At 44.3% G+C, this 23,207-nt stretch carries 15 protein-coding genes and 3 pseudogenes; 8 read left to right on the top strand and 10 right to left on the bottom strand.

All coding sequences use genetic code 11. The features are described 5' to 3' along the window. Positions 1-40 precede the first annotated feature (40 nt). The 4 genes and pseudogenes from NST84_RS07000 to NST84_RS06985 all read left to right on the top strand — a co-directional run. A pseudogene (locus tag NST84_RS07000) lies at positions 41-318 on the top strand (DinB family protein); the annotation flags it as partial. A gap of 68 nt (positions 319-386) precedes the next feature. Further along, positions 387-803 (top strand): VOC family protein, encoded by a 417-nt coding sequence (locus tag NST84_RS06995; RefSeq protein WP_342564889.1) that lies wholly within the window; start codon positions 387-389, stop codon positions 801-803. Positions 804-1,145: 342 nt separating this feature from the next. Then, a complete protein-coding gene (locus tag NST84_RS06990; RefSeq protein ID WP_342564888.1) occupies positions 1,146-4,286 on the top strand; it encodes an amidase family protein in 3,141 nt (1,046 codons plus the stop codon). A gap of 268 nt (positions 4,287-4,554) precedes the next feature. Then, positions 4,555-4,797 (top strand): hypothetical protein, encoded by a 243-nt coding sequence (locus NST84_RS06985; protein ID WP_342564887.1) that lies wholly within the window; start codon positions 4,555-4,557, stop codon positions 4,795-4,797. A 7-nt stretch (positions 4,798-4,804) separates the two neighbouring features. Here NST84_RS06985 and NST84_RS06980 read toward each other — a convergent pair. Together NST84_RS06980 and NST84_RS06975 are read right to left on the bottom strand one after the other, a co-directional pair. After that, a pseudogene (locus NST84_RS06980) lies at positions 4,805-4,897 on the bottom strand (sigma factor-like helix-turn-helix DNA-binding protein); the annotation flags it as partial. A gap of 247 nt (positions 4,898-5,144) precedes the next feature. Continuing rightward, entirely contained in the window at positions 5,145-5,951 is an 807-nt protein-coding gene (locus NST84_RS06975) for an AraC family transcriptional regulator (protein ID WP_342564886.1), read from the bottom strand. Positions 5,952-6,077: 126 nt separating this feature from the next. Here NST84_RS06975 and NST84_RS06970 point away from each other — a divergent pair, with 126 nt between their 5' ends. After that, entirely contained in the window at positions 6,078-8,339 is a 2,262-nt protein-coding gene (locus NST84_RS06970; RefSeq protein WP_342564885.1) for an FAD-dependent oxidoreductase, read from the top strand. A 53-nt stretch (positions 8,340-8,392) separates the two neighbouring features. Here the strand turns inward: NST84_RS06970 and NST84_RS06965 are convergent, their stop codons facing one another. From NST84_RS06965 to NST84_RS06940, 6 genes are all read right to left on the bottom strand, one after another. Further along, positions 8,393-10,417, bottom strand: a complete 2,025-nt coding sequence (locus NST84_RS06965) for a beta-galactosidase (protein WP_342564884.1) — start codon at positions 10,415-10,417, stop codon at positions 8,393-8,395. 27 nt (positions 10,418-10,444) lie between these two features. Beyond that, a complete protein-coding gene (locus NST84_RS06960; protein WP_342564883.1) occupies positions 10,445-11,563 on the bottom strand; it encodes a glycoside hydrolase family 88 protein in 1,119 nt (372 codons plus the stop codon). Continuing rightward, complete coding sequence (locus NST84_RS06955; RefSeq protein ID WP_342564882.1) at positions 11,556-13,415, bottom strand: heparinase II/III family protein; 1,860 nt, start codon at positions 13,413-13,415, stop codon at positions 11,556-11,558. Before NST84_RS06955 ends, NST84_RS06960 begins: the two co-directional genes overlap by 8 nt. Positions 13,416-13,483: 68 nt before the next feature. Continuing rightward, the gene (locus NST84_RS06950; RefSeq protein WP_342564881.1) at positions 13,484-14,353 is read right to left on the bottom strand and encodes a carbohydrate ABC transporter permease; all 870 of its coding nucleotides are present in this window, start codon (positions 14,351-14,353) and stop codon (positions 13,484-13,486) included. 23 nt (positions 14,354-14,376) lie between these two features. Then, positions 14,377-15,285 (bottom strand): ABC transporter permease subunit, encoded by a 909-nt coding sequence (locus NST84_RS06945; RefSeq protein ID WP_342564880.1) that lies wholly within the window; start codon positions 15,283-15,285, stop codon positions 14,377-14,379. Between the two features lie 66 nt (positions 15,286-15,351). Next, a complete protein-coding gene (locus tag NST84_RS06940) occupies positions 15,352-16,920 on the bottom strand; it encodes an extracellular solute-binding protein (RefSeq protein WP_342564879.1) in 1,569 nt (522 codons plus the stop codon). Positions 16,921-17,141: 221 nt separating this feature from the next. On the opposite strand from NST84_RS06940, the gene NST84_RS06935 reads away from it, so the two are divergent. From NST84_RS06935 to NST84_RS06925, 3 genes are all read left to right on the top strand, one after another. Beyond that, the gene (locus tag NST84_RS06935; RefSeq protein ID WP_342564878.1) at positions 17,142-18,944 is read left to right on the top strand and encodes a histidine kinase; all 1,803 of its coding nucleotides are present in this window, start codon (positions 17,142-17,144) and stop codon (positions 18,942-18,944) included. Beyond that, a complete protein-coding gene (locus NST84_RS06930) occupies positions 18,931-20,550 on the top strand; it encodes a response regulator (RefSeq protein ID WP_342564877.1) in 1,620 nt (539 codons plus the stop codon). Before NST84_RS06935 ends, NST84_RS06930 begins: the two co-directional genes overlap by 14 nt. Before the next feature lie 270 nt (positions 20,551-20,820). Continuing rightward, entirely contained in the window at positions 20,821-21,090 is a 270-nt protein-coding gene (locus NST84_RS06925) for a S8 family serine peptidase (protein ID WP_342564876.1), read from the top strand. 1 nt (position 21,091) lies between these two features. On the opposite strand, the gene NST84_RS06920 is transcribed toward NST84_RS06925, so the two are convergent. Further along, on the bottom strand, positions 21,092-21,580 hold the full coding sequence (locus NST84_RS06920; RefSeq protein WP_342564875.1) for a hypothetical protein: 489 nt from the start codon (positions 21,578-21,580) through the stop codon (positions 21,092-21,094). A gap of 561 nt (positions 21,581-22,141) precedes the next feature. Then, a pseudogene (locus NST84_RS06915) lies at positions 22,142-23,113 on the bottom strand (transposase); the annotation flags it as partial. Positions 23,114-23,207 lie beyond the last annotated feature (94 nt).

The raw sequence follows: 23,207 nt of genomic DNA, 5'->3' as shown, positions 1-23,207 counted from the left end.
CCGCTCATTATGTTTTCTTTTATTCGAACATTCATTCGTAAAACTAACATGGAAACCTGATAATGAAGCAATGAATTGCAGGGAGATGATTAGGCATGTTCTAGAAAGCGAATATTATTATCATCTGGCTATCCAAAATCGGGGCAGTCTGACAGCATTTGATTCCCCTTTTGAAAAACAGCCTTTTTCTACCGTAAATAAGATAAGAAGTTTGGGTGACATGTTGCTAGAGTAGCCTATCATGAATCCGTCCATACCGGCCAATTGCTGGATTATCTAAGAACGGCAAGGATTCCAAGAGTACGTGTCTGGGGTTAACCTATCTCACAGGAGCAGCGAACAAAAACATTACGATTCCAACTAATCTGATGATGAGGTGTTTAACAATGGCATTAACGTCCACCTTCACGAGCATCAATCTGCCTGTAAACAACGTAAAACAATCGAAGGCGTTCTTCACCGGACTCGGCTTCGAGCTTAACCCGCAATTCCCCGATAATGAAGACTCGGTAGCCATCATAATCGGCGATAACCTGCAGGTCATGCTGCTCACCAAAGAAATATTAAAGTCGCTTACGCAGAAGGAGACCGTTGACACGGAAAAGTATGCACAAATGACGATCGCACTGGCCTTCGGGAGCCGGGAAAAGGTGGATGAAATCGTGAATACTGCTGTCTCCCTGGGCGGGAAATCGTACGAAGAGCCTGAGGATTACGGCTTCATGTATCATTGGGCCTTTGAGGACCTGGACGGCCATATGTGGGCGATTAACTATATGAACACGGATGCAGCTCAAGGTTAAGATAACGGAGAGCGCACTCGTACTTGGTTAACATGAGAAGACGCCGGGCAACGTGCCCGGCGTCTTCTTCTGCCCCCTCTTCTATCACGATTTCCCGTTGCATTCGCTCCTCTATCAGATTGCGATCTATAGAACAACCTCCCTCAATAGTATCATATAATGTTATATATAACGCCTTTAATTCGCTATATTTATTACATAAAATTATATATAAACCTTTTCCTTCATGTATTCAGCTTGAAATATATTAATTTTTATATTAATTATTGACTGAAAACATTAACAATGTTATATTCCCTAACATAAATTAATAATATACATAGAGGAAAAGGAGATCACTAAATGAATAAGTCTAAACGTCTGCGTAAAACTAAAAAAAATCATTCTGGCTCCACTCCACCTGACTTTTTACCGGCAAAAAATAATTGGAGCAAAAAGCAAACCATTGCTACTTCAATTGCGTTATCCGTCATGGCTTCCGGAGTCATTCCGTTCCAAACAGCGGATGCTTTAACTAGAGTCACTTCAGAAAGCGGCACAGTATGGGAGATTCACGATGTTTTTGCTCCCAGCTTAGACACAGGAAGCTTACGAACAGTCGGATCTACACAAGTACAAGGCTTCGGCAATATTTTTGTTAAAGTCTCCTCCGCTTCAGCTTCACTGATGAATGGTCAAATGATGCGCGGGTTTGACTTGAAATTCGATGGCGTTAATACTTTCACTTCAACTCAATCTGTAAACCTGGGAAATGTAACGGTTACTCGAGCGGTGTATGTCGATACAAAAAATAATAGAACGAGATTCTTTGATACATTCACTAATGTTAATACGGAAGCTGTAAAGGTCGATGTATCCTTCGGTGGCTCTTTAGGCTATGGTACAGCGGCAAATGCTTCAGTAGTAAAGGCAACCTACTCCAATGACCTGGAGGTAACCACAGATGATTCATGGATTGTAGTAGACAGCAGCGCTAGAAACAATAAACCACTTGGTATTGCGGTTGGCTCTCCATCTCCATTTAATAGTGGATTAACCGGTCTGGGTAATCAGCAAAAGGATCCATTCACAACACCTTTAGCTAAATCCGGAAATGATGCGAATTTCTACGGGTTCATTAATACCTTAGATATTGGGCCGGGCGAGTCGAAATCCCTGGTACATTATGTACAAGTTGGAGAAGCCGGCGAAGAAGGATTGAACAATCTAGTTACTAGGCTTAATGGACTTAATAGTCAGCTGGATGTGACCGGATTAACCAACGCACAAATTCGTTCAATCAGTAACTGGGATATATCCGGTATAGAGGGACTTGATACGGGAGACAGCCTGGTTATTCCAAATGCTCCTGCAGCCAAAGCACTAGTAACTTCATCCCCTTACGATGTGACGAATAAATCCATTGCACAAATGCAGCAGGATATGATGAACGGTAAAACGACTTCTGTCCAGATTACTCAAGCGTATTTAGATAGAATCACAGCTTATGATGAAGGTCAAATGGGATTACATGCCTTCCTGCATGTATCTGAAACGGCGCTAACCCAGGCAAAAGCTGCTGATGATGCCCGGGCGCAAGGTGCAAAAGGGGATCTGTTAGGGATTCCTATTGCCATTAAAGATCTATATGATACCAAAGATATGCCGACTACAGGCGGTACAAAGGCTCTCGAAGGCTGGCAGCCTGATGCTGATGCCTTCCAGGTTGCTAAACTAAGAGAAGCTGGAGCTGTTATTATTGGCAAGACCAATACCTCCGAGTTTGCTAATAGCGGAAGCTTTAGTGAAAGCGGATGGATGCAGACATGGAATGCGCTATATCCATCCAAAACATCGTTTGGCTCCAGCGGAGGATCGGCCGTGTCTGTCGCCGCTGATTTCGCAGCTGCGGCAATGGGATCACAAACAGGGGTATCTCTTTATGCACCATCTACTGGCGCAAGCTTAACTAACTTCCGTGGTACAGACGGTATAGCAAGTGTTACTGGTGTAATGCCACTCACCTGGGGACAGGATTATGCAGGCCCTATTGCCAAAACCGTAACGGACCTGGCTATTATTTTGAATGCTACAACGGGTACAGATCCAAAGGATATCTTTACAGTGACTGCCGATGCTGATAATAAGCGTCCGGCCGACTGGAAGGAATCACTAGATTCTGATGCATTGCAAGGTAAAAAAATCGGATATATTCCTGCATCCTTTGTATCCACATTTGCCGATGATGATACCGGACAAGCCGTAATGGATAAGTTCTCAGAGCTTGAAGCAGCCGGTGCAACAATGGTTGAAATGTCTGCAGTACCATCAGGTCCTAGTCGTCCTTCGGGCATTAATGGATCTACTGAAGGCTGGGCACGCTACATTGAGCTTCATGAAGATTTCCCTTACATTGATGGAGCAAGTGTACTGGCTTCAGATAAGGTGCTTATTTATAATCAAAGAGCATACAGTACTCCAACTCGTATGACTGAACAGGCGGTTCAAGATTATATCAAGTATAGAACAGACTATAAGGAAGTTATCAAACAGTGGATGGACGATAATAAAGTGGATGCTGTTGTCTATGCGGGATTTATTAGTGACGTATACAACAATGACGCAGCGGCTTCCCAATTAAGCTCTGACCGCGGAACGGGCGTACTAACGTCTACTGTCGGATTGCCTACGGTAGTAGTTCCTGTAGGAACGAATGACAGCGGATATTCTATCTCTATGCAGCTTGTTGGCAGAGCATGGGATGATGCGGAGATTCTCGGGATGGGTTATGCACTTGAGCAGCAAAGTAAAGCCAGAATCCTTACAACCTTTGCTCCGGCACTTCAATACGTTTCAAACCCTACTAATCCTGATCCAGGCGTAGATAATGGAACAACTAACCCGGCTCCAGGTACTGGAGCAGGCACAGTGACTCCTCCAGCAACAACAACACCTATAGAAACACCAGCACCTCAGCCGGAAGTTGTCAGTTTCACAGATACAATGAATCATTGGGCAAAAGCAAGCATTGACACGCTCATTGCTAAGGGATTACTGACGGGTTATGCCGATGGTACTTTCCGTCCGAATTCAGGATTGACCCGTGCCGAAGCCATTAAGGTCATTGCAACTCACATGGGACTTGAAGGTCAAGCAAGTAACTTTACAGATGTATCGTCAACGCATTGGGCAAATACCTTTATTGGTGCAGCTGCCGGGTCAGGCTTGATGAACGGATATAGTGATGGAAGCTTCCGTCCAGACCAGAAGATTAGCCGCAGTGAATTAGCGGCGCTGATAACTAGAGCGTTTAAATTAACTGGTACAGGAAATGCATCCTTCACAGATGTTCAAAAAAATGCCTGGTATTATGCTTCCATTGATGCACTCGCATCCAATAATATTATTACAGGCTACGCTGACAATACATTTAAACCTGAGAAAGATATTACTAGAGCAGAGTTTGCTACGATTGTTTCCAGGTTGCTGGAGACTGTGAAGTAAAAGAGGTTCAATTACAAGCAGACTTACAAGAAGGGCCGTCCCAAAAGGGATGGCCTTTCTTGCCGTTACAGATTACAATAACCATAAATTACACCATCCGTGCTAAGAGTTAGGAGTGTTCGCTATAATAAGCTTTTATAACAGTCTTCCTTTGCCTTTATATTTATTTTTGTCTATCGGATTAGCATTCCTAATTATATTTCATATCGTAAAAAATCGGCGCAAATACGATCTATTTCTGTCAATAGGTATGATTTTGATTGCGTGCATGTCTATTCTGATTGGTTTAATTAAATTTTTCGAACATTATTCTTTATTTAATCAGCAAAGAGAGACCATTGGGAATTGGGCTATGCTTGGTTTCCTAGGGTTACCACTATTCTTTATCAGTGCTTATAAGAATACAGCAGATGACCCCCAAAAAAGAAAATCAGTGGTGATTACGGGAGGCGGGCTCTTTATTATTGCATTGATGGTCGGAGGTATTAGTGTTTTGGCCTATTTATTTTGAACAAGGTTCAAGAGAGCCTCATCAGTGCCCTTTTCTCTATCCGCGACACATAACTACGCGAGATCCCTAAGTCCTTCGCAATCTCACGTTGTATTTTTTTGTAATTCTCTATCATTGTGCCCACTCAGGTAGTTCATCTAAATAATAGTTTATTCCGCTTTTATCTACTTCAAGAATAAACTCTGGATCAATATTCACACTGACTCCAAGCCGGTCAACAATCAAGTTCCGGATTGTACTCTTTCCGCTTATAGCTATTCGTCACAGCACCCATGTACCGCTGTAGAATTCGATTCATATCTCCGTATTCAAAAAAGCATGCAGCCGCATAAGAAAGCCGCTTCTGTTCAAATCCGATACATAAGCCGATACTTTGATGGACTGATCTGAACCTTCTTCGAAAACAATCGGCTTAAATAATATCCGTTCTCATACCCACATAACTCTGCAATTTCGTCCAGGTTGAAATACGTTTCAAGAAGTAGCTTCTTGGCTCGTTCAATACGTAAGGAAGTTAAAAACTCAAGCGGTGTCACCCCAAATGCTGATTGAAACTGGCGGGTTAGTTGCACTGGTGAAATGTTGACTAGTGAAGAAAATGATTTGATTTTGACAGGCTGATAGGCATTTTGCTGAAGCCATTCTTTAGCCTGAATCATTAAGGGGGAAGGCTTTCGTAAGGGGTAATCCTGCTCACTCATTTTTTTTTGCAGCCAATACTGATGCCATAAATCCGAGAATAACATTTCTATGGATTGCAGTTGCTGCTCATTATTAAGTAGCGCTGACACTCGCTTCATATAGGTATAAGTTGAGATCAAGCGATCATGATCTATAAAGGTAATGGGACCCATTGGAAATGGAAGAGACTCCTTCACAATAGTACTCCATTTTCTCCACTCAAAAGTATAGAAAAAGAATGAAACGGTCTCAACCACTTCGCGCTCGAAAAGGATACCCGGAGGGCAAAATACGATATTCCCAAAGCCGGCTGTGCCTTCCGTTTCATCTATACGAAAGTTAAATTTGCCCTCAGTGATTGCAAAAAGTACCCAATCAGAATAGGTGTCAGATGGTAACAGGAACTTTTGCTTTTGCTGCATATATTCGTGTGAAATAGCGGTTGGAACATATTCCAATATATCATCGAGCATATCGTTCACTCCTTGTAATTTTGGATATGGTCATGATAATTCCATGCATTAATAATCTGACATCATTCCTTTACAATGTTATTAAACAAAGAATTATTGTTTAGTATACAGGAGGTCAGTCAACCAATGAGACAAGAAACCATCCATTCAAAGGTTACCGTTATTGGCGGCGGTCTTGCCGGAGTATGTGCTGCAATCGCGGCAGCCCGACTTGGACAGCAGGTGGCCCTAGTTCATAATCGTCCCGTCCTGGGTGGTAACTCTAGTAGCGAGGTTCGCGTGTGGGTATGCGGTGCAACGGCTCATGGTAATAATCGATATGCTCGTGAAACAGGCATCATGGGTGAATTATTTATTGAAAATCAATACCGCAATCCGGAAGGCAATCCCTACATCTGGGATTTAACAATCTTAGAAGCGGTTCGGGCAGAGCCTAATATCCAACTGTTCCTAAATACTGACGTTCGTGATGTTGAGACGAATGCATGCTCAGAATCAACGGAGATCACTTCAGTAAGCGGCTGGATGATGGGCTCTGAACGACAACTGCGATTTGAAAGCGACATGTTCCTCGATTGTACGGGAGACGGACTTATCGGTTTTCTGGCAGGTGCGCAATATCGACTAGGGAGAGAAGCTCAACACGAATATAACGAGAGCTGGGCCCCCCTCGAAGCCGATGAAATTACGCTGGGCAGCACGATTTTATTCTATACTAAGGATGCTGGTGAACCCATTACCTATGTTGCACCAAGCTTCGCCAAGGATATCACCTCAACCTCGATCCCTGTGAAACGCGTCATTAAGAGCGGAACCTCGGGTTGCCACTATTGGTGGATTGAATGGGGTGGAGAATTAGACACTGTGCATGATAATGAACGTATTCGCGACGAGCTATGGGCTGTTATCTATGGAATATGGGATTATATTAAAAATTCCGGGGAATTCCCCGAAGCTGCTAACATGACCTTAGAATGGATAGGCTCTTTGCCGGGCAAACGGGAATACCGCCGTTTTGTTGGCGATTATGTGCTGAACCAGAACGATATTATCGCACAACGTGAGTTTAATGACCGTGTCGCCTTTGGTGGCTGGTCCATTGATTTACATCCACCACAAGGGGTATATTCAACCGAATCCGGCTCCAAACATATGCAACCTGACGGTATTTACCATCTTCCCTTCCGTTCACTATACTCTGCCAATGTGAGCAACTTGCTTTTTGCAGGCCGTAATATCAGTGCATCCCATGTCGCCTTTGGAACAACAAGAGTTATGGCAACATGTGCCGTCATTGGCGAAGCAGCGGGAACCGGAGCCGCACTGGCAGTGCAGCATCGGATCACACCACGAAGCATCGCCGAACAGCATGTTACAGAGCTTCAGCAAACCTTACTTCGCCAGGATGCTTCGCTGATAGGAGTACGGAATATTGATGAGCAAGATAAAGCCCGCACCGCGACGGTCACGTCATCCAGCTCATTACGCAAGCTTGCTTGCGAGCAACAAGCTGAAGCCCACCAGCTCACTACAGATATTGGATTACTGATTCCTGTAGCACCTGAGTTGCAACGTATTGAGCTGCTTGTTGATTCAGCATCAGATACAATCATCGAAATACAAGGCTGGAGCACTGGCAGAGCCGAGAACTATATCCCGCATCAGCTTGAAATCACTGGATCAACAAGCATCGTAAAGGGTGATACACAATGGGTATCGATCGACTTACCTTGGAAACCTGATGTTCCACAGAACCTGTTCATCATCATAAAAGAGAATCCTGCATTGAACATTTATGCTTCAAGGGAACCACTAACTGGAGTACTTTCATTCTCTAAGCTGCAACGTCATGTTGTATCAACAGATCTCGAGGACCGTGATATAGAGCAACCGCTACTGCAATGGAACCGTAATCCGTTCGATCGTCATCCGCTTTGTTTCCGGGCTTATCCTGATACAGAAGCCTATTCGCCAGATCATATTATTGACGGTTATGCCCGGCCTTATGGTGTTCCACATCTATGGATCTCCGAGCCGCTAATAGCTGGGCAGGAAGCTTACCTTGAACTAAGCTGGCAAGATCAGCCTCGCCCTGTCATGATCGATCAAATCCATATCACGTTAAATGATGACGTAAATGAAGATCTAATTAATCTTCATCATCACACAACACCATTTAGAGTCATTCCAGAGCTTGTGAAGAGCTATCGGCTTGAAGCTTTGGGCTCTGATGGTGTATGGATACTGTTAGCGCATATGACCAACAATCATAAACGAAAACATATTCATACCTTAGCGCAGTCGATTGCTGTAACCAAACTCCGAATTACCGTCGAGGCTACAAACGGTTGCCCCTCTGCAGAGATTATTGAGATTCGCGTCTATTAAGTCAAATAATCGGCTACTCATTTATATGAGTAGCCGATTATTATTTCTTTGCTTTATTCTGAGAGGATCCAAACCCCTTGACCAGGTATCTCACACACGCCAGTTTTTGTTTCGCGACTTAGCAGATCAATGTACACTTCTCCTTGCAGAGGAATCGCAGCGGGCTCTGGATTGTGATTAAGCACGAATATAAAGCTCTGATTCTCTTTGCTGCGCTTCGTCACCTCAACACCAGCTGGTGCATCAAGCACTGGTGTAATCTGCTTTTCTGCAAATACCGTTCGCAATAAGTCCTGTAGTAATCGAGACTCACAGCTGGATGCGACATACCAGGCTTGTCCCTTCCCGAACGAGTTCACGGTCAAGGATGGCATACCGGCATAGAAATCGGAACCATAGGTTGCAACGACCTCCGCACCTTCTGAATGAATGAGGTCACAGAGTATGCTGCACTGATATTCCCCTTGCAAATACCCCTTTGTATCGTTAATCACCACTTGATTGAACTGATCCGGTAGTAATGCATCTATCTCCTCAGCCCAGATTCCGAGCACTTTACGAAGCTCGCCTGGATATCCTCCTACTTGTACCCTATCTTGTTCATCGACAATACCGCTGAAGTAGGTTGTAATGAATATACCGCCTTGCTGTACGAATTGCTCAACACGTTCAGCAAAGCCTGGCTTGACCATGTACATAACCGGTGCAATTACGACCTCATATGCATTCAAATCTTCTTCGACACCAATCATGTCAGTCTGAATATGCAGCTGATACGCGGCATCATAGAACTTATGAACCTCATTAACGTAATCTAGCAGCTTACTCGGACCACTGGATAAATCAATTGCCCAGCGATTCTCCCAATCATATATAATCCCAACTTTTGAGGATAGCCGTGAATCCAGGATGTGATCAGACAATACTTGCAGCTCTCTACCAATCTCCGCACTCTCTCTAAACACGCGCGTATGTTCATGTCCAGCATGTTCAATCACTGCCCCATGATACTTCTCGCAATTTGCGATCGAACGTCGCAATTGAAAGTATAATAATGTATCGGCACCGTGTGCAACCGCCTGATAACTCCAAAGCCGCAGCACACCTGGGCGTTTCAGCGCATTGTAAGCCTGCCAGTTCTGCTGGCTTGGTGTCTGCTCCATCAGCATAAATGGTTGACCACTCTTTAAACCGCGCATTAAATCATGTGACATCGAGGTATGGCTTGGCGGAGTATCAATAGAAGGATAGTTATCCCAAGACACGATATCCAAGTGCTTCGCCCATTTAAAATAATCCAAGCCGTAATAGGTTCCCATTAGATTCGTTGTTATTTGAATTTTCGGAGTCACACGTTTCAATTCCTCATATTCAATCAGATAACATTCTAATAGACTATCTGATTGGAAACGGCGATAATCCAGCGAAATCGTCTGGAAATAAGATTTATTGCCTGGCTGCTCTTCACTTAATCCGCTAGGAGCAACAATATCCTCCCAATCATAAAAGGTATGACCCCAAAAGCTGGTATACCATACTGTATTCAGCTTCTCCAAGGTACCATAACGCTTCTGCAGCCAATTACGGAATTCGCGTTCACAATTATCGCAATAACAATAGCCGTTATATTCATTCGATACATGCCAAGCCACAAGCGCAGGATGATTCTGATATCGATCTGCTAATCTTTTAGCCATTTCATGCGAATAGTGGCGATACGTAGGACTGTTCGGACAGGAGTTATGTCTGCTGCCATATTTCTTTTTGCGTCCATCAAACGTCACCCGCAGAACATCCGGATATTTTCTCGCCATCCATGCAGGATGTGCAGCTGTACTGGTAGCCAGGCACACTGAAATATTAGCTTCAGAAAGTCGGTCCATAATACGATCAAGCCATTCAAACTGATAGGTATTCTCATCTGGCTGCGATTTAGCCCATGAGAAGACATTAACGGTTGCAAGATCAATGCCGGCAAGCTTAAACATCCGGATGTCCTCTTCCATCGTAGCCTCGTCCCACTGCTCAGGATTATAATCCCCACCATACCAAATCTTCGGAAGCCTCTCATCAATCATATTCTTACCTCCCCTGCTTCTAGTAGTTTAGAATATGCATTGCTGCCAGCCACTTATTTTAGCTATTGCCTCAACATAAAAGTAATCGCCGTAAATAAGTGAAACATGAATGTTCGAATTAGCAGGCTTATGCCCTGTACCCTTAATTAGAATCGCTTCATGGTTAGGCTGATCCCACGTTCCATAATGCTCTGTTAAAGATTGCAGAATACGATATGCCTTATTGTAATAAAGCTCAGCTTCTACTGCTGGCACAAGCTTCGCAATTTCCAACAGCCCGGATGCTGCAATGGCCGCTGCTGAGCTGTCTCTTGGCTCCTCTTGCCCATCCCGCTGCTCTGCACGGAAATCCCAATAGGGAACGGAATCCTCCGGCAGGGATGCTATGTAGTAATGAGCAACACGCTTGGCAGCTTCCAAATAACGAATCTCTCCTGTATTACGATAGGTATTAGCCATACCGTAGATCGCCCAGGCTTGCCCTCTGCTCCACGCCGAATGCGGCCCATAACCCTGTCCGCCAAACGATTCGAGAAACTCTCCGCTCTCCGGATCAAAGCTCACAATATGATTTACCGAGCCGTCCTGGCGAATGAAATGCTGGAGAGCCGTATCGGCATGAATAGAAGCGATATGCTTGAATCTAGGATCGCCTGATACACGCGAAGCCCAATACAATAAAGAGATGTTCATCATACAATCAATGATCGCCCAACCGTACTTGTCCATGTTCCAGGCACGAATGAAGCCTCCAGCCGGATTGAAGCGTCCCGCTAAGAAATTAGCGGCTTCGAGCCCTCTGCGCAGGCCATCCTTATCACCGGTTAACGTATGCTTAATGACGGCAGTCATTAAGAATTGAAAACCTACATCATGATGCAGCTCTTCATTCGTCTTAACGAACCATTGCTCGATCTCCTCATCCCAACGCCATGCAGCTTCTTTGTATCGCTCTTTGCCAGTGACAGAATACATCACCCACAATAGTCCCGGCCAAAAGCCTGAAGTCCACCAGTCACTGCCCGTGTTATCATAGATTCCATCTTCCCTTGCAACATGAGGACATTTATCGCCGATCTGCTCCAGCATCCGGTCTACCTTTGGCTCAAGGCGCTTTAACACTGCATCCGCAAACTCTTTACTCATATCTGCTCCCCTCATGCTCCCATAATGGTGTGAATGATACCTCTACCTTGAATTCAGTACCTTCAGTGGTTTCATTCTTCATATCCCGCGGCATCACATCAAGCATGTACAGGGTTCTCACATCATGATGATGATCTATATATTCTGTAACACTCCACATATGTGTACATGTCAGTGCATGATATTGAACCAGCACGGAATGTCGTTCTCCACGTAATAGAAGCTTACCTGTTGCTATTTCTACCGGCTGTAGAAAGCTTACAAACCTGCTGCGAACGTCCGAACAAGGTTCAGCAAGCTTATATTCATCCGTACAGTTCAACACACCACTCGCACGTTCATATTGATACGTCCGCCGACATTCTAATAAGGAATCTACCTGATACGCATCGGACAGTTCGATTACAAATCGGTCGGTATGCTCACCAAACTCAGCTTGAATAACTTCACCGCGATATTCCCTGCCTGCCTGCTGATATTGCCCACAAATGATCGGAACCGAATGTCCCTGTGACCCGGCAACTGCAAATTCATATCTTCGAGAGCTAAAATAATCCTTCGTATACTCTCCTGCACCGGCATCTACCAGAAAGGTCTCCCCATCCAAATGCAGAATGAAGCTACCGACATCATTATGATTATGATGCTCATCGTTATGTCCAGACTTTACTACGAATACCGCCGTATGCCCTTGAACCTGCGATCGTGTCACAAACCACTCTGCATCCTTCCAGTAACAACTGGAAGGAGCTAACGTAGAGTCTGCCGACTTGTTTCCCTCTGGCTTCACCCAGAAAATATTCCGCGCAGCATGAATCCAGCGGTGACAGTGATCTTCACCAAACCTGGAGCGATACTTCATATCCGGAATTTGCACTTGCCCGATTCGCTCACTTAGCCTCGAGGTTAAGCCGGCATGGAAGGATGAGGTTAAAGAGCCATCCGAAAAGCTTATCGTAAAATTCTCGTATAAATAGCTGTGCTGCTGAAATAACGCAATGGATTTTACTTTCTCCGACTGTAATAGATCTACCACTCCACTCGTTCTCTCACGTAACAATTCAGCAAAAGCAACATAAAAGCCAAAGCCATATTTCCAATAAGACAAGCCTTCGGTACAAGCTCCATCTTCTCCAAAGCCTGATAAATAATTGCGCAGCACCTGAACAACACGAGATAACACCGGCGCCAAAATCTGATTGTCTTCAATCCAATAGATCGCACATGCTCCGATCGAGCTTGCACACACAGAAGCCCAATTATTCGTCGCGGTTTCCCACCAATGCATCGGCCGAAGCTCCATAAAGGGTTCCAGAATACGTGCCGTAACCTCTCTCTCCACTCGCTCGATAATCTCTGGAGCAAGCTTGCTCTTGGTGAGTTCTACAATCTCTGATAATGCCCAGCCCGTCTCAGCTGCAAACAAATCGATGGTGTAACGAAGCTGGTCCCCCGTTTTATTCGCAAGATGCGCAGGAACGCACCATGTATATTCATCACAAATCGCCCAAATGATGTCCTCCAGGCTGGCTACATCCTCTGGCCGCTCATCCATTAATACCAGCAAGGCATATGCGTTCAGACGCAAGCGTCTTGCAAAATACAAGCTCTCGTACTCCACTCTTGACCCTTGCTCCGAAAACAGCTTAAACGTTGAATACGTTAGCGCGGTAATCGGTTGCTTATCAAGCTGGTTCTTGTATGCCCGAACCTCCTCAACCCATTCTATATTCAGTGCATCATCACGAAAATTACGATATTCCTGCGTGCGAGCCTCCAGAAACAGCTTCTCCCTGAAGCCTTCCTTCGTTCCCATGTCCAAACCATGAAGCAGTTCAATCGTGCCGAGCATATAGCAACGCCCCCCAATCATTTTTTACTTGCGAGAGATAACAATGACATCCTGATTGTAAGTAGCTTTTACTCTTTAATCGAGCCTAGCATCGCGCCTTTCGCGAAATACTTTTGCAGGAACGGATAGACTATGATAATCGGCAGCATGGCCAGCAGAATCGCTGCATTCTGTACATTGGGTCCAAGATTGGCCGCAAGTGAGGCATCGACGGATGCCTCTGCTGAAATATTGGAAGAACCGATCGCGACCATCTGCCGGAGCAGCGGTTGAATTGGCCAGCGCGAGGTGTCATTGATATAGATTACAGAGGAGAAGAAGTCATTCCAGAACTGCACCGTAAAAAACAGCGTAAAGGTTGCAATAATCGGTTTCGATAACGGAAGTACAATGGAGAATAAAATTCTGAACTCGCCAGCACCGTCAATACGCGCCGCTTCATCCAAGCTCTCCGGGAGGCTCTGGAAAAACGAGCGGATTACTAGAATATTAAATGCACTGGAAGCTGCTGGAAGCACAACCGCCCAATACGAATCGATTAAGCCCAGATTCTTCACGACCAGATAGTTAGGAATCAATCCGCCATGAAAGATCATCGTAAAGAAAATAAGCAGCAGCATTACCCGTCGGCCCGGCAGATACTTTTTCGAGATTGCATAGGCCAGGGTAATGGATACAAACAAGCTGATACAGGTTCCCATGATCGTGATGATGAGTGAGTTTTTAATGGAGCCCATAAAGCTGTTTGCGTGCAGGAGATAGCTGTAGGCATCCAGCGTCCAGCTCTTCGGCCAAATGTAGAAGGTTCCTGACATCGATTCTGCTGCCGGGCTGAACGATACTGCAATAATATAAAGAAAAGGTAGTATTACCAGTAGACTTATTAAGCTAATGAACACAACAATGATGCTGTCAAACCAGGTGAACCGTACTCTCATGACGCCCCACTCCTGTTCCAATTCTAGAATATGCCATCTTCGCCCAGCAGTCTTGCCGCATAATTCGCTCCGACAACAAGGATCAAGCTGACAATAGATTTAAACATACCTACCGTAATGGCGAAGCTGTAATTAAACTGTTCCAGGCCGACACGGTAGACGTACAGATCAAATACATTGGAAACGTCCAGGTTGAGACTGTTCGTCATCAAGAATATTTGCATAAAATTCGAATCAAGCGATGAGCCTAAACGCAGGAGCAGCAAAATCACAATCGTGCTTTTGATCGCCGGTAAAGTGATGTGCCAAATATTCTGTAAGCGATTGGCTCCATCCACCTTTGCCGCTTCATATATCTCCGGATTGACTCCGGCAAGTGCTGCTAAGAAAATAATCGTCCCCCAGCCCGCATCCTTCCAAATCGCTTGGAAAATGACCAGTGGCCGGAACCATTCATTGCTGACCAGGAAGCTCGCACTTGTACCAAACCATTGCTCCAAGTAGTGATTGATCACACCCGAAGGACCAAAAAAGGAAATCGTAATTCCGTAAATAACGACCCAGGATAAAAAGTGTGGCAAATAGACAATGGTCTGGGAAAAGCGTTTAAATACATTGAGCCGTACTTCATTGATTAATAGCGACAAAATAATCGTAAATGGAAAATAAATAACCATATTCAGTAAGCTGAGCAGCAATGTGTTCTTCAACAGCATATAGAAATCGGATGTTCCGAAGAATTGTCTGAAATTATCAAACCCTACCCACGGACTTTCTAAAATGCCTTTGAAGGGACTATAATCTTTAAAGGCTAATGACAAACCGGACATCGGTAAATAATTAAAAAGCAAGAAATATATAAGCCCCGGTGCCGCCAGTACATAGAATGGCCAATATTTAAGAAAGCGGTTCGAACTCATCGCTGTCTGCATGTAGAAAACCCCCTTATCCTGAAAAGAAAGGGGATTCCCCCTTTCTCATCTACCAAATTGACTTCTTTAATGATCTGCGTTGTATTGATCCATCATTTCCTTAGCGATCTGTAGCCCCGTTCCGTTAGTATAGGCATCGATTTCTTGTTGCACATTATCCCAGCTACCTTCACCAAGCACATATTTCGTCATCACAGCGCTCATCTTTTGCAGCAGATTAGGATTCTTACTAGCGGTCTCAGAGGTATAGCTGAGGAACGGATTCTCGATCCCAACTTTGCTAATTCGATCCAGCGACTCCATCTGAACCTTCAGGATATCCTGCTCCTGGGAATTGGCATATACGTAAGGATTCACTCTGTTCTCCAATACAAAATTGCTAGGTTTTTCCAAGTCATACTGCTTCTTCTGCTCAGCTGTCTGCACAGCTACGCCATTTTCAAGTCCACTGGAGTGAACTCCATTAATACCTGCCTTAGAGAAATCCGCATTCTCTTCGGAAGCCGAAAAGTCAAGGAAATCGATTATTTGCTGAACCTTATCATCTGGTACAGAGCTTGGTATGCTCCACAGTCCGTAGTATCCGGAATAAATAGCTACACCGGTCTTTCCATCAGGCCCCTTCAGCATATCTATGATCGCCATTTCAGCATTCGGATCGATCTGCTTCAGCTTCTCAAGATTGGTTTCCAAAAGATCAGTTACGTTACCGATGAATGCACCTGCCGTACCCGATAAAAATTTGCTGCGTGTTTGTGCTTGTCCCTTAAGAACCGGTGTATCCTTGTCGATTAAACCTTTGCTCCAAGCATCTTTAAGCCAATCCAGATAAGTTTTGTATTCAGGAGTTTGGAAGTCACGAACTGCCTTTCCATCCTCAATCTTCCAATCATTTGGAAGACCATATGCAAATTTCATTGGAGCTACTCCTCCGAAAGGTCCCGGAGTACCAACTGCAAAGGCTGTAAGCGGGATTGTTTTGCCGCCGCCTGCCGGGTCTTTTTCCTTAAACACTTCAAGCGCATGAGTCAACTCATCCATCGTTTCAGGTAAAGGTATGTTGTATTTATCCAGCCAATCCTTGCGGATGATAATACTAGCTTCCCCGCCACCATACAGACCACGTGGACGTGGAATTCCATAGACCTTACCTTCTACCTTTAGACCATTCCACACTTGCTCATCGATTAGACTAAGATTTTTCGTTTTTTCGATGTACGGAGTTAGATCATGAAAGGCACCCATCTTCACAAGATTGACGAAATTATCATTTTTCCCGCCGTCCATCAACATAAGATCGTAGGAATTTCCTGCAGAGATCGCCACTGAAAGCTTATCTGCATATGCCTCGGAAGGTACGAAGGTAATGTCCAGCTTTACATTTCCCCGCTTCTCCAAATCCTCTTTGGCTTTGTTATTCTGTGTTGCCGGTGGATCGCCGAAGAGAATCGTCATCGCCTTAATATTGGTCGGCTTAGCCTGTGCCGATGTTGCCCCTGTTTCAGCACTATTCGCTGTACTATTACCACTACCGCTATTACTATTACTATTACTATTACTGGAACAACCCGCTATTGTTGAAGCTAGTAACACCGTTGCTAACGTCAAAGATGCTTGTTTTTTAGTAAGGCTCATTGTCATCCCCCATTACTTCAGTTTTGAATGCGCATTCTTGTATGTGACACTTTGGATTATAAAAGAGAGCAGCAATTGTGAACATGCCGGATTTTCGCCAATGTGTAACCGTTTTTAATATTTCACTTTATTTGTGTTTATGCCAGAGTGCTGATGTACTATAATCAATATAAATTAAAATTAAATTAAAAATAAATTATAATAATAATGGAAGTGGTCATTTGAAGTCATCCTTTTTTAGTTTTTTAAGACGCAGCTTCTATTTCAAAATGATTGTTGTCATGTTCGCGATCTCTGTAATCCCCTTAATTGTCCTGTCTTATATTTCTGTAAGCGTATCCAGCAATACGGTACAGAAACAAGTAAATCGTCTCAATGCCCAGCTCGTTAATCAAGTCGTCGACCGGATTGAGCTAACCATGATCAGATTCAGAGAGCTAAGTGAACAATATTCACGCAATACCTCCATACAAGATGCATTGGTTACACCGTCAGAACAATATTTTGAAGAGGTTGTCCGCAAAAGAGACCTGATCTCTGTACTCAGTACAGCCTCAGCAATCATCGGAAATGTAGAGGGACTACTCGTATATTCAGCAATTACAGATGAAGTCTTCTCCTCATCAGAGGCACCTGCTACGCTGGATAGCTCTCCCTATAAACCATTGATCGAAGCCTATTTGTCCTCAGGACAGACCGGCCTCTTTCTTGATAAGCACTCGCTGCCTGAACTGCGAATACTGGACTCATCTACCTATTACATCTCACGGGTTCCCTTCTTCATGTATGAAGACTTAAAGGGAGTGCTCTTGATCTCCATGAGCAACGACGAGTATCAGAAGCAAATTGAGAATATCCAGCTCGGCAACCACGGCTCTATTTCGCTGCTTACGGAAGACGGTCAGACCATTGCTACCACCAGTAAGCTGGAGACGCGGGAACAGAACGAGCGTGTACATAACATTCTTAAGCATTGGAAGGAAATAGATCGTCCTACACAATTTGCTGTTGGCACCTCCATTGTCTCCGTCAAGCAGACCTCTACGTATGATCATTGGATTGTGGTTTCGGAGATCCCCTCCAATGAGCTTACCGCCAGCACACAAATCATTCGCGACACGGTAACCTATTTTCTCCTGATTCTTGTTTTGCTTGGTGCTCTTTGTGTTGTCGGCTTCGGCTATCAGCTATATAAACCACTACAAGCCGTGAAACGCCAGGTCGACGCCATTAAAAAGGGGAACTTCAATGCGCGGGTCACTCATTTTGCGAACAATGAAATTGGAGATCTCGGTCGTATGCTCAATATTATGTCCGTCCGAATTCAAGACTTGCTCGGAGATCTGCGTGAATCTGAGGATTTAAAACGTAAGCTGGAAATACGCGCGCTCCAATCACAGATTAATCCCCATTTCATGTACAACACGCTGAATACCATTCGCATGTTCGCACTTATGAAGGATTACGACAAAATCAACATGCTGATGGGACGCCTTGTTGCACTATTAAGGTACTCGATGGAAAATTTTGAACAGACCGTTCCACTGGAGAAAGAGCTTGATTATCTAACAGATTATGTAGGCTTGCTAAATATCCGTTATAAATGTCAGGTTCACCTTTTGTTCGAGGTTGAGGAACCGCTGCAAAGGATGTTTATTCCTAAGCTAAGCCTTCAGCCGCTTATCGAGAACGCCATCTTCCATGGCATTCTTCCAAAGAAATTGAACGAAGGGCATATCACTGTACATGTCTTCAATGATTTTACAGCAAAGCAAATTATACTGGAGATTATAGATGATGGAATTGGGGTGGAGGACAATAAATTGACCCAATTACAGCTCCATCTGCAACGAGAGGAAATGACCGAGAGCATCGGGCTGCTGAACGTGTGGATGAGAATGAAGCTGCTATTCGGAACCGGGGCGCATATCGAGCTGAATTCAGATGGGGACGGCTTCACCATTCGGATCACGCTGCTGCTTGAAACCGTAATGATAAAGGAGGAGCCACATGAAGCACCATAAAGTACTACTCGTGGAAGACGAAACTCCTGCCCGCGAAATATTCCGCCATTTTATTGAGCAGCGTGACGACCTGTTTAGCCTGGTTGGTGAAGCTGAGGATGGCATGGACGGGCTGGAATTGTTCCTGAAGCATAAGCCGGAACTGGTCGTAACAGATATTACGATGCCGGTTATGAACGGGCTGGAGATGCTTAGGGAAATTGAAAAAAGCGGGGAACATGTGCCAAAGGTTATTATCCTAACTTGCCACCAGGATTTTCATTATGCCCAACAAGCCATTCAGCTGAAAGCCTCTTCCTATCTCATCAAGGATGACTGTCTTTCCGACCCGGAGCTGCTCACCAGAACCATGGAAGCATTAGCGACTCAAGTAGAATCATTTGATAAATCTCGGGAAAAGCAGCTCCAGCTAGAGCAGCAGGTACGCTTGAGCGAAATTGAGATTGAACAAAGCCTGTTTCTGGATATGCTGCTGAACCCTGCTGCTGAAGCCAAATGGCTACGTAGCCTGGAGGAGGCCCAGCTCTCGATCTACAGCAACTCTTTTACAGCATTGCTGCTTGAGCTCGACAGAAACTCCCTGCGCTTTTCGTTTGACCAGCAAGAAGAGCTGAAGCTGTGGCAATTTGCCGGAGCCAATGTGTTAAAGGAACTGCTCAGCAATATTGGCGCGAATAAAGTCATTGCCCTGGATAAGGGACGTTTTCTAGCTATTTACACTGATACTATGAGTCTGGAGTACCCCGGATTTCTACAGCAGGTGCTCGAGTCCACTGCTACCAATCTAAAAATGAACTGTATTGCTCTTCAGTGCCGGTTCGAGCACGGATTAGAGCTTCATCCAGATGCGCTTAAACAATTGTCGTCCGCACCATACCCTTTTTTCTACCGCTACGATGAAAGCATCCGTATCGAGGAGTTGGGAACAGTAGCCCAATTCCACAGCATACCTGAGCCGCTAAATCGGTTCTGGAGCAAGGTGCTGCAGCAGGCGTTACTGGAGCCGTATCTAAATGCCTCGGCACTGGAGCAGGAACGCAATTCTCTCTACCGACAAGCTTTGGAGCACTGCTGGGACCCAGAGCAGATAAAATCCTTATATTTGCGGGTTTTTCTGAATATGAGCCACGCCTTAGTTGGAGCCGAAGGCGGTGCAGAATTAGAAGCAGACCTCCGCAAAAAATTAGAGCTGTGCCAAACCTTCAACTCGGTGCATGAGGCCACCTGTGCTTATTTCAGCAAGCTTCAACAGCTGCAGGAGGGTAGCCGCAAGATTGATGCTTCAATCTCAAGAATCATTCAACACATGCGTGAAGATCTCAGCTATCCTTATAAGCTGGAGGAACTGGCTGCTTCTATTAATTACAGCGTACCTTATTTCAGCACGATGTTTAAAAAAGCCGTTGGAGAAAGCTTTATTCAATATCTTACCCGGCTGCGAGTTGAGAAGGCGAAGCTGCTGCTAATCACCACTGATTACAAAACCTTTGAGATTTCTGAATTCATCGGGTTCGAGAACTATAGATCCTTTAACCGCATCTTTAAAAAAGAAACCGGAGTCTCTCCTACAGATTATCGCAGGAATAATATGGCCACGTCGAGGTAATAGTTGCTGTATTGATTGTAACGAAAGTTCACTTATTTCCGTTTCATTCTTATTCCCCATGCGACCACGCTCATGGCGGTCATCTACAGACTCTATTTATTTTGACTTTAAATACGGTGGTATCTGATGATTCTGAGGGTAGTTTGGAGATAATCACAAGTTCAGGTAGGTTATACTACTGCTGCCCCATTCATTCAGCAATGGGTGTGGTAAAAGTAAAATCTTGAGGATAAAGGAATTTATTATTTTCCTGATGGTATCAGTGACGGCATGTTAAACACCACAGGAGAGCTATATACCGAAGAATTCAAAAACAAAAAAGTTGATGTTTTTGCTCCAGGCCAGGATATTATTTCTTCATATCTAAATGAAAAAATGACCTTGGATACAGGAGTATCCTTTGCAACAGCTTATACATCTGGGTATGCAGCAATTTTAATCCAAGAATATAATCAAAATGGACAAGCTTTTGATAGATCATCCTCACTCCATCATTTAAAGGAATATTCTTTATCAGTCAATGTCATCATTATTCCGTAGCTCATTTAGAATATGTATAATAAGAGTAAATAATCGTAATGACTTTGTTTTTAGAAAATCCAAATTCAAGATTAGTGTCATTCACCTTATCAAAGTAACCAATAACCTCCGCTCCTGTATCGGATCGTGTATAAAAGTTTTTACCATATGCGGAAATAATATCTTCCTTAGGGCTGTTTAACGTAATGTTCCGGATTGTTTTATATTTAGTGCTGCCTATATGATATCTCGTTACCTTATCATTCATTAATAGGAAATCGACGTCGAAACGGGACTGTTCCTTTCCATAAATGTAATGCATAGATTTCGGTGACTCCACTTCATCCTTAAAATCTGGCTCACCAAAAACATTAAATACATCTGTCTCGGTTGAATTTAAAGCAATGGATTGGATATCTTCATCACCTAAAGAGGTACTGTTAGTCGATTCGTAAAAAGAAGACTTATTTTCCGAAGATAGGTCGCAAGCCGTACTCATTCCTATAACCATAAGTAATAAACTCGAGAACGATATGAGTTTTAACACTTTTCTTAAACAATCCATCATTATCAACATCAACCTCTCCAGTTTAATTATCCATATTGTAACAAAAATTCCACAATAGGTAATACCGTAACGAAAGATTTTCGGATAAATTATTTATGAATTCAATAATGTTCACTTAGTATCCACATGTTAAATCTTATTCAAACTTCGTTAGCAGGTTCTAGACTTTCCTTTCCAAATAAATTCAGAAACCATATAACGCTAAAAAGGCACCCGTCCAATGACAGGTACCCATCCATTTCCCAAACGCCTCGCCTTATAAGAGACGCCTTCATAAGTGCCCTCTTCTCAACAACTAAGTAAACTAAACCGATTCAACCGAGCTAAATCGGTTTAGAATTTTTTGCTTTCTCCTGAAATCATGCACAAGGAGTGTTAGTTTTACATAAACATCTTAATCAGCCAGCTCAAAGTCAAAGATATCGATAAACCAAACCACCGCCCTACCACGACTTCCTTCTCACGTTCATCGAGAATATCAAGATTGCCGGCAATTTACTTATTCTGAAGGTCTTGCTGAGTGTCGACCTTGACCACCATCCCATAATTGGAAGTGGAGCAAGCCGTCATGCCTAAAGGACAATCCACTTTCCCCGTAGCGTGTGGACAACGAAACTTCAAACGTTCCTTTTCCTGTCCCCAATACGTCATCGGAAACCCCATCGAACAGCAAGGTGTCCCTTTGCTTGTCATACCTGCAGGGGGTTCCTTTTCATTCCGCGGATTCATTGGAATAATCGCTTGGGCCTTGACGCTGCGAGCCGTTTCGTAGTTTTTCATTTGGTCATATCCTGCATCCAGCATGAAAAAACGAGGCTTGAATCGTTCGACGGTTCGCTTCATGAGTGTAGGTCCCTCATCGCCATCATTCACATGAGCAGGTGTAACGTTTAGGGCAATCGGAAGTTCACTCTTCGTATCGACGGCCAGATGCAGCTTATAGCCAAACCACTTAACTTTGTTGCCAAACGCATCGAGTTTTACTCCCCAATTGGCATTGCCGGTGAGTTCGCTTTTTCGCTTAGGTTCTTTTTTCTCGTAAGCGTGAATGGCTGCGCTGTCGATGGCGACATGAGTGCCGCCTAGGATTCCAGCTTCTTGGCACTGAGCGACAAGATCCTCAAACAACTGCTGGGCGAGGTTTTTGCGAGTCAAGTCGGCAAAAACCCGGCTTAACGTAGAGATCGAAGGGGCGAAGATGTCCAGCCGAAGTCCACATTGGTAACGGAAACGAAGGTCAAACTCCAGTCTACGCGCTAGGCCGGTGAACGTATCGATGTTCTCTAAGGGAGCCGCGAGTAATGCGCGAAGAATGCCTTGACGGCAGTGCCCATCCGCTCCTCGGGGTGAAGGGTTTCTCAATTGCCTCGCATACGGTCGTAAGTCCAGTGCACTAAAAAAGATAGGCAGTCGTTCTTTCGATTCGATTTTTTGAAGCTCCTCAAAGGAAAATAGACTTTCTTGGAGAATATACAAAAGGGGCTTCCTCCTCTTGAGTGTTTTGGTTTCGTCACCAAAAAACTTCTCCAAGTTGGGGTGAAGTCCTTTTTTATATCCAAAATCCCTTTGT

The sequence above is a fragment of the Paenibacillus sp. FSL R7-0345 genome (genome assembly GCF_038595055.1).
GTDB lineage: Bacteria > Bacillota > Bacilli > Paenibacillales > Paenibacillaceae > Paenibacillus_AQ.
The sequence above is the reverse complement of the archived record's forward strand: the minus strand, read 5'-3'. Positions and strand labels throughout refer to the sequence as shown.